The 14,525-nt window shown below is 66.7% G+C and carries 13 protein-coding genes; 9 read left to right on the top strand and 4 right to left on the bottom strand.

The window, feature by feature from the left end:
* The first annotated feature begins 191 nt into the window (after positions 1-191).
* From ACVOKU_RS18395 to ACVOKU_RS18385, 3 genes are all read left to right on the top strand, one after another.
* A complete protein-coding gene (locus ACVOKU_RS18395) occupies positions 192-1,055 on the top strand; it encodes a pirin family protein (RefSeq protein WP_074899511.1) in 864 nt (287 codons plus the stop codon).
* A gap of 121 nt (positions 1,056-1,176) precedes the next feature.
* Positions 1,177-1,896 carry an aquaporin Z gene (gene aqpZ, locus ACVOKU_RS18390; RefSeq protein WP_481560582.1) on the top strand — a complete coding sequence of 240 codons (720 nt, stop codon included), beginning with the start codon at positions 1,177-1,179 and terminating at the stop codon, positions 1,894-1,896.
* Positions 1,897-2,093: 197 nt separating this feature from the next.
* On the top strand, positions 2,094-2,552 hold the full coding sequence (locus ACVOKU_RS18385) for a hypothetical protein (RefSeq protein ID WP_053518999.1): 459 nt from the start codon (positions 2,094-2,096) through the stop codon (positions 2,550-2,552).
* Positions 2,553-2,746: 194 nt separating this feature from the next.
* On the opposite strand, the gene ACVOKU_RS18380 is transcribed toward ACVOKU_RS18385, so the two are convergent.
* Positions 2,747-3,598, bottom strand: coding sequence for a pirin family protein (locus ACVOKU_RS18380; protein ID WP_263175266.1), 852 nt, complete (start codon positions 3,596-3,598; stop codon positions 2,747-2,749).
* Positions 3,599-3,867: 269 nt separating this feature from the next.
* Here ACVOKU_RS18380 and ACVOKU_RS18375 point away from each other — a divergent pair, with 269 nt between their 5' ends.
* Both ACVOKU_RS18375 and ACVOKU_RS18370 read left to right on the top strand, forming a co-directional pair.
* On the top strand, positions 3,868-5,949 hold the full coding sequence (locus ACVOKU_RS18375; protein ID WP_053519002.1) for a carbon starvation CstA family protein: 2,082 nt from the start codon (positions 3,868-3,870) through the stop codon (positions 5,947-5,949).
* On the top strand, positions 5,949-6,173 hold the full coding sequence (locus ACVOKU_RS18370) for a YbdD/YjiX family protein (RefSeq protein WP_053519004.1): 225 nt from the start codon (positions 5,949-5,951) through the stop codon (positions 6,171-6,173). The genes ACVOKU_RS18375 and ACVOKU_RS18370 overlap by 1 nt, the downstream gene beginning before the upstream one ends.
* Before the next feature lie 70 nt (positions 6,174-6,243).
* On the opposite strand, the gene ACVOKU_RS18365 is transcribed toward ACVOKU_RS18370, so the two are convergent.
* Positions 6,244-7,494, bottom strand: a complete 1,251-nt coding sequence (locus tag ACVOKU_RS18365) for a DUF819 family protein (RefSeq protein WP_053519007.1) — start codon at positions 7,492-7,494, stop codon at positions 6,244-6,246.
* 131 nt (positions 7,495-7,625) lie between these two features.
* Here ACVOKU_RS18365 and ACVOKU_RS18360 point away from each other — a divergent pair, with 131 nt between their 5' ends.
* Positions 7,626-8,012 carry a VOC family protein gene (locus ACVOKU_RS18360; protein WP_481560581.1) on the top strand — a complete coding sequence of 129 codons (387 nt, stop codon included), beginning with the start codon at positions 7,626-7,628 and terminating at the stop codon, positions 8,010-8,012.
* 14 nt (positions 8,013-8,026) lie between these two features.
* Here ACVOKU_RS18360 and ACVOKU_RS18355 read toward each other — a convergent pair whose 3' ends face one another.
* Entirely contained in the window at positions 8,027-9,313 is a 1,287-nt protein-coding gene (locus ACVOKU_RS18355) for a sensor histidine kinase (RefSeq protein ID WP_481560580.1), read from the bottom strand.
* Positions 9,300-10,013 carry a response regulator transcription factor gene (locus tag ACVOKU_RS18350; protein ID WP_053519012.1) on the bottom strand — a complete coding sequence of 238 codons (714 nt, stop codon included), beginning with the start codon at positions 10,011-10,013 and terminating at the stop codon, positions 9,300-9,302. Before ACVOKU_RS18350 ends, ACVOKU_RS18355 begins: the two co-directional genes overlap by 14 nt.
* Before the next feature lie 131 nt (positions 10,014-10,144).
* Here ACVOKU_RS18350 and ACVOKU_RS18345 point away from each other — a divergent pair, with 131 nt between their 5' ends.
* From ACVOKU_RS18345 to ACVOKU_RS18335, 3 genes are all read left to right on the top strand, one after another.
* Positions 10,145-11,848: an ArnT family glycosyltransferase gene (locus ACVOKU_RS18345; protein WP_481560579.1), complete on the top strand. Its 1,704-nt coding sequence runs from the start codon at positions 10,145-10,147 to the stop codon at positions 11,846-11,848.
* Between the two features lie 111 nt (positions 11,849-11,959).
* Positions 11,960-12,712, top strand: a complete 753-nt coding sequence (locus ACVOKU_RS18340) for a phosphatase PAP2 family protein (protein ID WP_481560578.1) — start codon at positions 11,960-11,962, stop codon at positions 12,710-12,712.
* Positions 12,709-14,358 (top strand): phosphoethanolamine transferase, encoded by a 1,650-nt coding sequence (locus ACVOKU_RS18335; protein WP_481560577.1) that lies wholly within the window; start codon positions 12,709-12,711, stop codon positions 14,356-14,358. Before ACVOKU_RS18340 ends, ACVOKU_RS18335 begins: the two co-directional genes overlap by 4 nt.
* Positions 14,359-14,525 lie beyond the last annotated feature (167 nt).

Here is a 14,525-nt window from a genome sequence, read left to right as displayed (position 1 = left end):
GGTTTACGGCGTGTCCTGCGCAACCCACCCGCCAGGCCCAAACACTGACTCGCATCCTGACCCGCATCCAGCAACCCAGCCACGAGGGGCTGCGCCGTTGGCTGGAACACCCTGTTACCCGCATGGGGCATGTGCCCGTCACGGCCGCATGCCATGCTGGCACTCTTGATCCCTGCCAGCGAGACGCCCGCATGACCACCATCATCGCCCCGCGCGTACACGACATCGGCGGCCTGGAAGTCCGCCGCGCCGTCCCCACCCTGCAGGCCCGCAGCATCGGTTCGTTCGTATTCGTCGACCAGATGGGCCCGGCCGTCCTTACCGCAGGTACCGGCATCGACGTGCGTCCCCATCCGCATATCGGCCTGGCCACCGTCACCTTCCTCTGGTCCGGCGCCATCGGCCACCGCGACACGCTCGGCTCGGACCAGGTGATCCGTCCCGGCGACGTCAACTGGATGACCGCCGGCCGCGGCATCGCACACTCCGAACGCACGCCCCCGCCGGAGCGCGGTCACGACCATCCGATCCACGGGATGCAGACCTGGGTGGCATTGCCGAAGTCGCACGAGGAAGTGGAGCCGGCGTTCTATCACCACGCCGCCGCCACCCTCCCGGAGCAGCGCCGCAACGGTGCCTGGCTACGCGTGATCGCAGGCCGCGCCTATGGCGAGGAGTCGCCGGTGAAGGTCTTCGCCGACACGCTCAATGTAGCCATCGACCTCGATCCCGACGCGGAGATCGACATCGATGACGGCCACCGCGAGCGGGCGCTGTACATCCTCGAAGGCCAGGCGCAGCTGGATGGCGTGGACATCCCGGCGCAGCACCTGGTGATTCCCGAGGCCGGCGCGCGCGGCCGGCTGCGCGCGAAGACCCCGCTCAAGGCCATGCTGTTCGGCGGCGAACCGCTGGATGGCCCGCGTCACCTGTGGTGGAACTTCGTTTCCAGCTCCAAGGAGCGCATCGAACAGGCGAAACACGACTGGGAAGCCGGCCGGTTCGGCAGCATTCCCGGCGACGACAAGGAGTTCATCCCGCTGCCGCAGTACTGAGCATCGCGCGCTGCACACACCCTGAGGTGTATCCCTGCACCGGCCTTTGACGCTATCGTCACTCGCCGGTCACTGAAATGTGACCTGCTTCACATTTTAGTTCATCAAAGGAGTGCAGTTCATGAGCATGGGTAAACGCTTGGCCGCCGAGTTCCTCGGCACTTTCTGGCTGGTTCTGGGTGGCTGTGGCAGTGCGGTACTGGCTGCCAAGTTCGGCGGCGACGGCAATCCACTGGGCATCGGCTTCCTGGGCGTGGCACTCGCGTTCGGCTTGACCGTGGTCACCGGCGCGTACGCGTTCGGTCACGTGTCCGGCGCGCACTTCAATCCGGCAGTCAGCGTGGGCCTGTGGGCCGGCGGCCGCTTCCCGGCCCGCGACCTGGTGCCGTACATCATCGCCCAGGTCGCGGGCGGCCTGCTGGCCGGCTTCATCCTGCTGCAGATCGCTTCGGGCGCCAGCGGCTTCGCCATCGACGGCAGCCAGGCCGGGGCCTTCGCCAGCAACGGCTACGGCGCGCTGTCGCCCGGCGGGTACAGCGTGGCGGCCGCCTTCCTGTGCGAAGTGGTGCTGACTGCGGTATTTCTGGTCGTGATCATGGGCGCCACCCATGGCAAGGCACCGGCAGGGTTCGCCCCGCTGGCGATCGGTCTGGCATTGACCCTGATCCATCTGATCAGCATCCCGGTCACCAACACGTCGGTGAATCCGGCTCGGTCCACCGCGGTGGCGTTCTTCGCCGGCGGCGGTGCGGTCGGCCAGCTCTGGCTGTTCTGGGTCGCCCCCCTGCTGGGCGGCATGATCGGCGGCATCATCTACAAGTGGGTCGGTAACGACCGTTGAGTGCTGCCCGGACCATTGCGGCCGACAGTCGGCCGCAATGGTTACGGTTGTAACCGCAATTTGTGCGGGCACTCACGTTCCGTTAAGGTCTGTTTGACCGCCCGTGCACATGCCCGGCGGGGATGGCATCCGGGGATGGGATGCCACGGCCGCCAGCAGCATGGCGGCGTCACACGACACGCCACCTTGGGGGATGCATGAAGTTCGCGCCTGTTGTCCTGTCGAGCCTGTTGTTTGCTGCGGCCCAGGCCGCCGCGCAGGCACCCGCCGAATGTCCTTCGCTGCCGGCGAGCAGCGGCCTGAAATGGCAGCAGCAGGTGCAGTCGGACTTCCTGCTCTGCCGCGCCAGCACCGAGGATGGACGGGAAGTACTGAGCCTGATGCTGAGCGCACGCGATCCGGCGATTCCGCTCAGCCGCTCGCTGCGCCAGGAAAAAGGCAGTTTCGCCGGCGAGTCACTGTACTGGTACCAGCCCGATCTGGGTGGACAGCAGCCGCCGGGTTACGCCGAACGACGCATCAGCGTGATCAAGCTGGACAAGGGCCGCTATGCGCAGATCGCCCTGTACCCGGGCAGCACGCAGGAACTGGGCTCGCTGCAGCAGCTGGCGCAGGGCATGAGCCTGACGCCCTCGGCCGTAGCCGCCGGACGTTGACGGTGATGGGGATGACTGCCTGGCAGCATCCCCGCCGGATCCGACGCGTTGGCAGCAAAGCCGGGCATGGCCAGATGGATGTCCGTTGCGCGTGTTGTGCCGGAGATCCGCCGGGCATGGCCCGGCGCTACCGACCTCTTCCGCCGGGCATGGCCCGGCGCTACCGGCTTTCTCCGGAGGGGCGGCGTCGGCCCTCAGAACCTGCCTTCCTGGAAATCGACGAAGGCCTGCATCAGTTCCTGGCGCGTGTTCATCACGAACGGGCCATGCCGCATCACCGGCTCCCGCAGTGGTCGGCCGGCCACCAGAATCAGCCGCGCCCCTTCGCTTCCAGCCGAAACGTGCAGCTGTTCACCGCCACCGAGCACCGCCAGCTCCTGGCGCGCCACATCACGTGCGGCATCCTGCTCGCCGACCGTCATCGCGCCCTCGAAGACATAGGCAAACGCGTTGTGGCCTTCCGGAAGCGTGTAGGTCCAGGCACGATCGGCCTCGAGGCGGACGTCCAGATACAACGGATCGGTGGCCGGCTGCACGATCGGGCCGGTGGTGCCGTCGACAGTACCGGCGATCACCTTCACCTCCACGCCCGGCTCCGGCTGCACCACCGGAATGCGTTCCGGCGCGAACTCCTGGTACTTCGGGTCCGTCATCTTCTCGCGCGCGGGCAGGTTCACCCACAGCTGGAAACCGCGCATCTGCCCGCTTTCCTGTTCCGGCATCTCCGAATGCACCAGGCCCCGGCCTGCAGTCATCCACTGCACGCTGCCCGGGGTCAGCAGGCCCTCGTTGCCGTGGTTGTCGCGGTGGCGCATGCGTCCGTCCAGCATGTAGGTGACCGTCTCGAAACCGCGGTGCGGATGCTCCGGGAAACCGGCGATGTAGTCTTCGGCGCGGTCCGTACCGAATTCATCCAGCAGCAGGAACGGATCCAGATCCGGCAGCGTCGGGCCGCCGATGACACGGGTCAGGCGCACGCCGGCGCCGTCGGACGTGGGCATGCCACGGATGGTGCGCAGGACGCGGACCGGTTCGGGAAGGCTCATGGCGACTCCTGTTGGATGGATGCCACTGAAGATGGACGCCGCGGCGCCGTCCGCCAATGGATGACGCCGCAACCGATTGTTCCATCCCTGGTGTTCGCCGGGCGTCATGCCGGCGGTTCCGCGACACGGATGTCTGCCCGCAGCCCATGCCGCACACGCGGTCACCACCTTCGTACGACCAAAGTACTACCGCCGATGGGCCCCGCACGCATTGACCCTGTAAAGGGCACGCGGGACTCTTTGAATGTCTTTCCGGGAGAGAGCACCTCATGAAAGGGTTTGCCAAACTGGGTTGGGCGGCACTCGCCCTGCTCGGCGCGTTCTGTCTGGGCACCGTGGCCTTGCGCCGCGGCGAACATATCAACGCGCTGTGGATCGTCGTCGCCGCTGTTTCGATCTACCTGATCGCCTATCGCTTCTACAGCCTGTTCATCGCCAACAAGGTGATGCAGGTGGATCCGACCCGGGCTACGCCGGCGGTGATCAACAACGATGGCCTGGACTACGTGCCGACCAACAAGCACGTGCTGTTCGGCCACCACTTCGCGGCCATCGCCGGCGCCGGTCCACTGGTGGGCCCGGTGCTCGCGGCGCAGATGGGCTACCTGCCCGGACTGCTGTGGCTGGTGGTGGGCGTGGTGCTGGCCGGTGCGGTACAGGACTTCATGGTCCTGTTCCTGTCCAGCCGGCGCAACGGCCGCTCACTGGGCGATCTGGTCCGCGAGGAAATGGGACAGGTGCCCGGCACCATCGCGCTGTTCGGCGCGTTCCTGATCATGATCATCATCCTGGCGGTGCTGGCTATGGTGGTGGTCAAGGCGCTGGCGGAAAGCCCCTGGGGCATGTTCACGGTGATAGCCACGATGCCCATCGCGATCCTGATGGGCATCTACATGCGCTACATCCGGCCCGGCAAGATCGGCGAAATCTCGGTGGTCGGCCTGGTGCTGCTGCTGGCCGCGATCTGGTACGGCGGCAAGGTTGCTGCAGATCCGGTGTGGGGCCCGGCCTTCACCTTCACCGGCACGCAGATCACCTGGATGCTGATCGGCTACGGCTTCGTCGCTTCGGTGCTGCCCGTGTGGCTGTTGCTGGCACCGCGCGACTACCTGTCGACCTTCCTCAAGATCGGCACCATCGTCGCTCTGGCCATCGGCATCCTGATCGTGATGCCCGAGCTGAAAATGCCCGCACTGACCCAGTTCGCTGCCAGTGGCGATGGCCCGGTGTGGAAGGGCGGCATGTTCCCGTTCCTGTTCATCACCATTGCCTGCGGCGCGGTATCCGGTTTCCACGCGCTGATTTCCTCGGGCACCACGCCGAAGCTGCTGGCCAATGAATCGCACATGCGCTACATCGGCTATGGCGGCATGCTGATGGAATCGTTCGTGGCGGTGATGGCGCTGGTGGCTGCGTCGATCATCGATCCGGGCATCTACTTCGCGATGAACAGCCCGGCGGCGGTGATCGGTGCCGATGCGGCGTCTGCCGCGCACTACATCACCAACACCTGGGGCTTCACCATCACGCCGGAACAGCTGACCGCCACGGCCGCCGCGATCGGCGAGCCGACGATCCTGCACCGCGCCGGTGGTGCGCCGACGCTGGCGGTGGGCATCGCAATGATCCTGCATGAAGCCATTCCCAGCGGCAGCGACGCGATGATGGCGTTCTGGTACCACTTCGCCATCCTGTTCGAAGCGTTGTTCATCCTGACCGCCGTGGATGCGGGCACCCGCGCAGGCCGCTTCATGCTGCAGGATCTGCTGGGCAACTTCATTCCGGCGCTGAAGAAGACCGAATCGTGGACGGCCAACATCATCGGCACGGCCGGCTGCGTGGCGCTGTGGGGCTACCTGCTGTACACCGGCGTGGTCGATCCGTTCGGTGGCATCCAGACCCTGTGGCCACTGTTCGGCATTTCCAACCAGATGCTGGCGGGCATTGCCCTGATGCTCGGTACCGTGGTGCTGTTCAAGATGAAGCGTGACCGCTATGCCTGGGTGACCGCGGTACCGGCCACCTGGCTGCTGATCTGCACCACCTATGCCGGCTTCATCAAGATCTTCGACAGCAACCCGGCACAGGGCTTCCTGGCGCAGGCGCACAAGTTCCAGGCCGCCATCGCCAGCGATACCATCACCGCACCGGCCAAGTCGGTGGCGCAGATGCAGCAGATCGTGGTCAATGCCTACGTCAACACCGGCCTGACCGCGCTGTTCCTGCTGGTGGTGGGCGCGGTGCTGACCTATTCGATCCGCACGATCCTGGCCGCACGCCGCAATCCGCAGCGCAGCGACCGCGAGACCCCGTACGTGGCGCTGAAGCCGCATGAAATGGTGGATCTGTAATGAGCACGCAACTGGTTCCCGTTGGCCAGTACCAGGCGCACCGCCGCGTGTGGCGACGCCTGGTGCAGACGGCACGCCTGTGCTGTGGCATCCCTGATTACGACAACTACGTCCGGCACATGCTGGAGAAGCATCCGGACCAGGAACCGATGGACTACAAGACGTTCTTCCGCGAACGCCAGGAAGCGCGGTACGGCGGACGCAACGGCGGACGCTGCTGCTGAAAGGCATGACGCGGGCGCCGGGCATGAAGCCCGGCGCCCGTTGCAGGGAACCGCAGAGCGCGACCCGCGCTCAGCCGTTGGCCATCCACTTCAGGATCAGGCCGGTGACATAGGCCAGACCGGTGCCGGTGGCATAGCCCACCGTGCCGAGCAGCACGCCGACCGGTGCCAGTGTCGGATGGAAGGCCGCAGCCACCACTGGCGCCGATGCCGCCGCACCGATGTTGCCCTGCGAACCAATGGCGAAGAAGAACAGCGGTGCACGGACCAGCTTGGCCACGGCCCACAGCACCAGCACGTGGGTCGCCATCCAGATCGCGCCGAGCAGGAACAGCCACGGCCGATCCAGCAGCGACAGCAGGTTCATCTGCATGCCGATGCAGGCGATCAGGAAGTACAGGAACACCGTGCCCAGGCGCGAGGCACCCGCCGCTTCCAGACGACGTGCACGGGTGAAGCTCAGGCCCAGGCCCATCGCGGTGGACAGCAGGATCACCCACACGAACTGGCTGTCCAGGCTGAACTGGCTGGCCCAGCTCACGTTGGCCTTGAACCAGCCCGACAGCGGCGCGGCGATCGCATGCGCCAGGCCGACACCGCCCAGGGCAACGCCGACGATCACCATCAGGTCGGTCATGCTGGGAATACGCGCGTTCTGCGCTTCATAGGCGCTGATGCGCGCCTTCATCTCGTCGATGGCACGGGTGTCGGCACCGTTGCGCGTGTCGATCTGCTGCGCGCGGTTGGCCAGGAACAGCAGGATCGCCATCCACAGGCTGGCGCAGGCCACGTCGACCACGGCGAACTGGCCGAACGTGGTCGCATCGGTACCGAACACTTCGCGCATCGCAACCATGTTGGCGCCGCCGCCGATCCAGCTGCCGGCCAGTGCGGCCATGCCGGCCCAGGTATCACCGGCGACCGTTTCCGGGTGGATCAGTTTCATCACCTGGAACGAGACGATGGCGCCGAGCATGATGCCGGCGGTACCGGCACAGAACACGAGCAGCAGCTTCGGGCCGAGCTTGATGACCCCTTTGAGGTCGATCGACAGGGTCAGCAGGACCAGCGCGGCAGGCAGCAGCACATCGCGTGCGACCGGGTTGTACAGCGACGTGTTGTGACCATCGATGACACCGGCGGTGTTGTAGATGGCCGGGATGAAGTAACACAGCAGCAGGGCCGGCACCCAGGCGAAGATCTTCTTCAACAGGGGGGTGGGACCACTGGCGGCCCAGAAGATCAGGGCCAGGGTGGCGGCAATCAGGCCCAGGCCAACGATATCGTTGCTGATCAGGGCAGTAGCGGGTTCGGTCGGCATGGGATCCTCTGTCGATCGAAAGAGCGGAAAAAAAAGCGCCGCATAAGGCGGCGCGGGTCGAGATTAACACCCTCTTCACGGCGGGTCATGCTGCACTGCCGGCCTCGCCTTTCCCGGTACGGAGCGTGTCCATGCAACTGGGTGCCTTCTCGGTCAGCCTTTCGGTCAAGGACCTGGCCGCCTCCCGCGCGTTCTATGAGGCGCTGGGCTTCTCGGTCACCGGCGGCGATGCGACGCAGAACTGGCTGGTACTGCGCAACAACGGTGTCGTCATCGGCCTGTTCCAGGGCATGTTTGAAGGCAACCTGCTGACCTTCAACCCGGGCTGGGACCAGCACAAGCAGGAACTGCCCCACTTCCAGGACGTGCGTGAGCTGCAGGCCGAACTCGATGGCAAGGGCATCGAACTGGCGGTGCGCACCGACCCTGACGGCCAGGGCACCGGCTACCTGCAACTGTCCGATCCGGACGGCAACGTGATCCTGGTCGACCAGCATGTGCCGAGGCCGAAGGCCTGACCCCGGGACTGCGGTCATCCGCCTGGGCGCGAGGCACCGAAATCCAGGGTGGCCTGCGTTCCGCGCGGCTGGCAGGGCTGCAGCTGCAGGGTCCAGCCCAGGTGCTCGCACAGGCGCGCGATCAGGTCCAGGCCGATCCCGCCACGATCGACACGCTCCCCCCGGGCCATGCGTGCGTGGATCGCAGCGATCTCCTCCGGGCTCATGCCATGCCCCGGGTCCTGCAGGGTCAGCACCGCCGAAGCGCTCAGGCGCAGCTCGATGCGCCCGCGGCCGCTGTTCTCGATCGCGTTGCGCAACAGGTTGCCGATTGCCGCCTGCACCACCGCCAGCGGGGCGACGATGTCCACCGGCGCGGCCTGGATACCGATGCTCAAGTCCTTGTCGCCCAGCAGATGGCGATGATGCTCGACGATGTCCGGCAGCAGCTGGTCCAGTGCGATGCGCTCGGCACGCGCCGCCAGCCGCGCCGGATCGCGCGCAAGCACCAGCAGCAGTTCGATCAGCTGCTCCACGCCCTGCGCGGTGCGCAGCACGCGCTGGATCTGCTGCCGGGCACGGTCTGGCAGGCCCGGCTGCTCCAGTGCCAGCTCGGCGGCGCCGGTCATCACGGCAATCGGGGTGCGCAGCTCATGGCTGGCCGAGCTGATGAAGACCCGCTCGCGTTCAACGAACTGCTCGTTGCGTTCGAGATAGTCATTCAACGCATCGGCGATGGTGTGCAGCTCGGAGCTGCCGCGCGGGTCGACATCAATGCGCTGGCCCTGCGCGCCCGGCCGCAACGCGCCGATGCGCTGCGCCAGCAGGCTGAGCGGACGCACCATGCGCTCCATGCCGAAGGACGCCATCAGCACGGTGACGAAGATCATGATCACCCCGGCCAGCATCACCCACCGCGTGGCGAACTGCTCAAGGTCGTGGAAGTCGGAAATGTCCAGCACCAGCGCAACGCGCCCCATCGAGTCCGTATCACGCACCATGACCGCCGTTTCGCGGTCCTTCACCATCACCCCGTCATGCAGGCCGGGATGCAGGGTGCGCAGGCTGTCAGGCAGGTTCACCGCGTCGAAACGGTAGAGGCTGAGCGTGTCCGAATCCTGCCATCGATAGTGTGGCTCGTGCTCGACATGCTCGACGATGCTGTCCAGTTCGGAGTTGAGCAGCGCGCGCCAGGCGGCGTGTTCGGCGTGCTCGTGCACATAGTTGCCTACGCTGAACACTGCCAGCGAAAGCAATGCCAGGTAGCCCAGCAGCCACCACAGCACGCGGCGGTACAGCGGGCCGGGTCTACGCGCCTTCATCGTCACTCCTGCCGGCCTCGGCGGCGGTGGGCAGGGCCAACCGGTAGCCGACCCGCGGCAGCGTGTGGATCAGCTTGTCCACGAACGGTCCATCCACACTGCGGCGCAGTTCGTAGACATGCGAGCGCAGCAGGTCGCCGTCCGGTGGCTCGTCGCCCCACAGGGCGAATTCGAGCTGCTGGCGGGTGACCGCGCCGGGGCTGGCGCGCATCAGCACTTCCAGCAGCTTGCGGCAGGCCGGATACAGATGCAGGACCTGTCCGGCGCGCTGCGCCTCCAGGGTCGCCAGGTCCAGCACCAGATCCCCCACCTGCAGCCGCTTGCGGGGGTTGCGCCCCTGTGCCCGCAGCAGCAGGGCCTCCAGCCGCACTTCCAGCTCCGGCAACGCGAACGGCTTGGTCAGGTAGTCATCGGCGCCGGCACGGAAGCCGGCAATCTTGTCCGGCAGTTCGTCGCGTGCGGTCAGCATGATCACCGGCACCTCCGAGCCATGCTCGGCACGCAGGCGGCGCAGCACTTCCGGCCCCTCCATCCGTGGCAGCATCCAGTCCAGGATCACCGCGTCATAGGGATGGCTGCCCGCCAGATGCAGGCCGGTGATGCCATCGGGGGCCACATCCAGCACATGACCGCGCGACTCGAAGTAGTCGAACAGATTGGCCACCAGCTGCCGGTTGTCCTCGATCACCAACAGGCGCATGCATGAAAGTTCCACGGAAGTTCGTACCATGGTAGCGCCACGCATGTCGGAATGAGGTCGCCCCGGCGATACTCCGACGCTTTTCCCACCCCCGCCGCCTCAGAATGGCCGTTTTGCTCCCGGAGCTTGCCGTGCCCGTAGCCCTGCCCCGCCGTTGGCGCCTGCCCCTGCTCTGGCTGTTGATCATCGCGGCACTGGCTGCCGGCATCGGCATGCGCCAGCCGCAGCCACCGGACGAACCCCGCTTCGTACTGGCCGCCAGGACCATGGTGGAAAGCGGGGAATGGCTGCTGCCGCACCGTGGCAGCGAGCTGTATGCAGAGAAGCCGCCGGTGTTCATGTGGCTGCAGGCGGCGGCCTACGAAGTGGTAGGCAGCTGGCAATGGTCGTTCCTGCTGCCTTCGCTGCTGGGAGCCCTGCTCAGTCTGTGGTTGGTGTCGGATCTGGCACGCCGACTTTGGTCGCCGCGCCACTCCCTCTATGCCATCGGCGCCCTGTTCTGCACCCTGCAGTTCGGCCTGATGGCCAAGCGTGCGCAGATCGACATGGTCCTGGTGGGGATGACCACGCTGGCCCTGTGGGGCCTGCTGCGGCATCTGTGCGAGCGACGCAATGTGCCGGCGCTGTGGCTGGCCGGCTTTGCCGCCGGCCTGGGCACGGTGACCAAAGGCGTAGGCTTCCTGCCGCTGCTGATGGTGCTGCCCTGGTTCGGCTGGTGGCTGTACCAGCATCGCCGCGGCCGTCGGATCGAGGGTCCGCACCCGGCGACCCTGCTGTGGCTGATCCCTGCATTCTTGCTCGGCGTGGCCGTCTGGCTGGCCCCGCTGGGCTGGGCCCTGCTGCACGAGCCCAGTGCCTCGCTGCAGTCCTATGCGCATGAGCTGCTGTTCAAGCAGACCGGCACCCGCTATGCCAACGCCTGGCACCACCGGCAGCCGGTCTGGTACTACCTGCAGGTGATCCTGACACTGTGGCTGCCGGGTGCCCTGTTGCTGCCGGCGCTGGCCCGCCCGTGGTGGCGGCGCCTGCGCCGTGGCGACCGCCGGCAGTGGCTGCTGCTGGGGTGGGCGCTGCTGGTGCTGGTGTTCTTCAGCGCCAGCCCCGGCAAGCGCGAGGTCTACCTGCTGCCGATGCTGCCTGCCGTGGCCCTCGCCGCCGCGCCCCTGCTGCCCGGCCTGCTGCGCCGGCTGTGCGTGCGCCGGTATCTGTTCGGTTACAGCCTGGTGCTGATGCTGGCAACCGCCGTGCTGGGCGTGATGCTGCTCACCGAAAGTCACTGGGCGCAGGCGCAGCTGCAGCGGCGGGCGATGCCCGACACCCTGCTGCCGGTGCTGGGTGACGGCCTGCTGACGTTCGCGATCGCCGTGGCCACCCTGGCCGTGTGGTTGCGCGTGCGACGCGCCGCTACCCTGGTACTGCTCACCCACGGCCTGCTGTGGATGCTGTACGGCCTGGTGCTGATTCCGGCGCTGGACCCCTACGCCTCGTCGTCGGCGCTGATGCGCCGGGTCGGCGCGAGGATCGGCCCCGATGCCGAACTGGCACTGGTGGCCTGGCGCGAGCAGAACCTGCTGCAGGCTGACCGCGCCGTGCGCGAGTTCGGCTTCAAGCGGCCCTGGCCTGAACAGTGGCACGACGCGGGCCCCTGGCTGGCCGAAGCACCCGACCGGCGCTGGCTGCTGGTTCTCGACAAGGCGATGAGTCCCTGCGTGGATGCCACCCAGGTGATCGACATCGGCGTCGCCAACCGCAACCGCTGGCAGCTGGTGCCGGGCACTGCCTGGGATGCCGGCTGCCACGCCGAGCGGGCCGGCGCCAACGAAGAAGAAGACTGAATCAGCCCCCACGCGGGCCGGCGGTTAACCCGGCCCGAACGCAGGTCCGACCCTTCTCCGACATCAACCTGACGAGCATGGCGCCGGTTCATCGTCACGGTGTTTTCCTGCATGTCCGTCCGTCCTCCCGTCTCCGCGGTTGCTTCGGCCTACTCCACGCTGGCATCGCGGTTCGCCGTGACCCACCTGTGGCTTCCACTGCTCATCGTGCTGCCCCTGTTCGCCGTGTTCATGGAGGGGGGAGCCGATCAATGGCTGGCTGACCACCTGTTCCGGTTGGAGGGTGGCCGCTGGGCACTGCAGGACGCGTGGTTCACCCGTTCGCTGGTGCACCGGGGCGGCAAGTGGTTCAGCACCGCCGCGGCGCTGGTGGTGATACTGCTGAGCTTTCACCACTGGCGCCGCGGACGTGATCGCACCCTGCGATGGGCGCTGCTTTATGTCGTAATTGCCCTGGCTCTGGGAACCGGCGGCGTGTCGCTGCTGAAGTCGCTGGTGCCGATGGACTGCCCGTGGGATCTGCTGCGCTACGGCGGCCACCAGCCTTATATCGGGCTTTTCAGCCATCGTCCGGCCGACATGCCGGTGACCGCGTGCTTTCCCGCCGGCCATGCCAGTGCCGGCTATGCCTGGCTGAGCCTGTACTTTTTCGCGTTGCTGTGGCGTCCTGCGTGGCGCTGGGCCGGCCTGGCGCTGGGCCTGGGCAGCGGGCTGCTGTTCGGCATCAGCCAGCAACTGCGGGGTGCCCATTTTCTGTCGCATGACCTTGCCACAGCACTGCTGTGCTGGCTGCTGTCACTGGGGCTGTACGTTCTGGTCCGCCATCACCTGGACCGCACCAACCGCCTGGAGGCGAACGCATGAATGCTTCGGTCCAACGCTCGTTCCGTGTGCCGTCGCTGTCCGGCCTGCGCAGCGGGCGGCCACAGCTGTCCACCGAAGCGCTGATCGCGTTGACAAGCCTGTTCTTCGCTCTGGCCGGCAATGGCCTGTTCTGGCGCAGCGCGATGTCCAGCCACCCGGAGAGCCTGCGCTACGCGGTGTCGCTGCTGCTGTTGCTGCTCGGCACGCATGGCCTGCTGCTGGGCCTGCTGGTCTGGCGCTGGAACGCCAAGGTGGTGATCAGCGCGCTGCTGCTGGTAACGGCCTTCGCCGCCCACTACATGAGCCGTTACCACATCTATCTGGATGCGGACATGCTGCGCAACGTGCTGGCGACCGATCCGAAGGAAAGCCGCGAACTGATGACGGTCTCGCTGCTGTGGCCGGTACTGCTGCTGGCGGCACTGCCGATGGTGGTGGTGTGGCGGGTGCAGCTGCAGCGGCGCAGCTGGGGGCGCAGCCTGCTGTGGCGCCTGGGCTTCCTGGCGGTGGCTGCGGTGACCGCTGTTGGCGGTGCACTGATCTCGTTCCAGGACGTCTCCGCACTGATGCGCAACCAGCGTGAAGTGCGTTACCTCGCCACCCCGGCCAACGTGCTGCTGGGTCTTCCACGTGCACTGCGCGGCGACAACCCGGTGCAGCGCGCGCCGAAACTGCCGATCGGCACCGACGCCAAGGCCACCCCACGCGCTCCGGCAAGCAAACCGCGGCTGCTGGTAATCGTGATGGGCGAGACCGTGCGTGCACAGAACTGGGGCCTCAACGGCGGCCGCAACACCACGCCGGAACTGGCCCAGGCACCGGTGATCAACTTCCCCGACATGCACTCCTGCGGCACCAGCACCGAAGTTTCGCTGCCCTGCCTGTTCTCGCCTTGGGGACGCCACGACTACGACGAGAAGAAGATCCGCGCGCACCAGTCGCTGCTGCATGTACTGAACCGTGCCGGCATCGCACCGCTGTGGCGTGACAACCAGTCCGGCTGCAAGGGCGTGTGCGAAGGACTGGACTTCCAGTCGCTGTCCGATGCGACCACCCCGGGCCTGTGCGCCGACGGCCGCTGCATGGACGAGATCCTGCTGCAGGACCTGGCCACCCAGGTGCGTGCCAGGCCCGGCGACCGCGTGGTCGTGCTGCACCAGCTGGGCAACCATGGCCCGGCGTATTTCGAGCGCTATCCGGCCGCCTTTGCCCGCTTCAAGCCAACCTGCGACACCCGTGACATCGGCCGGTGCTCACGCGAAGAGATCACCAACAGCTACGACAACGCGGTGCTGTACACCGATCACTTCCTGAGCAAGACCATCGGCACGCTGCAGGGCATGCAGGACTACGACACCGCGATGATCTACCTGTCCGACCATGGCGAGTCGCTGGGTGAGAAGGGTCTGTACCTGCACGGCGTGCCCTATGCGATCGCCCCGGCCGAGCAGACCCGGGTACCGATGACGATGTGGTTCTCGCCGGGCTTCGCCAGCAGTCGCGGGCTGGACCTGCAATGCGTGCGCAAGCGTTCGGCGGCGTATACCGACCACGACAACCTGTTCCCGTCGGTGCTGGGCCTGATGCAGGTGAAGACGGCGCTGTACGAGCGCGATCGCGACGTGTTCGCCGGCTGCGAGAGTTGAGGGGTGTTCGGCAGGGCTTGCAGCCCTGCACCTGCAGAGGCAACGGCAGCAGCAACAGCGTGCAATCCGTGGGTAGGCGGGGTGGGTCCGGTGGCGGGGGACGCCGTAAATACGTCCTTGTAGGCTCGGTCGCCGCATCCATGCGGCTCACGCCCCCGCAACCGGAC

The sequence above is a fragment of the Stenotrophomonas sp. STEN147 genome, from assembly GCF_056757995.1.
Note: the sequence above shows the minus strand (reverse complement) of the source record. Positions and strands in the feature narration are given on the sequence as shown.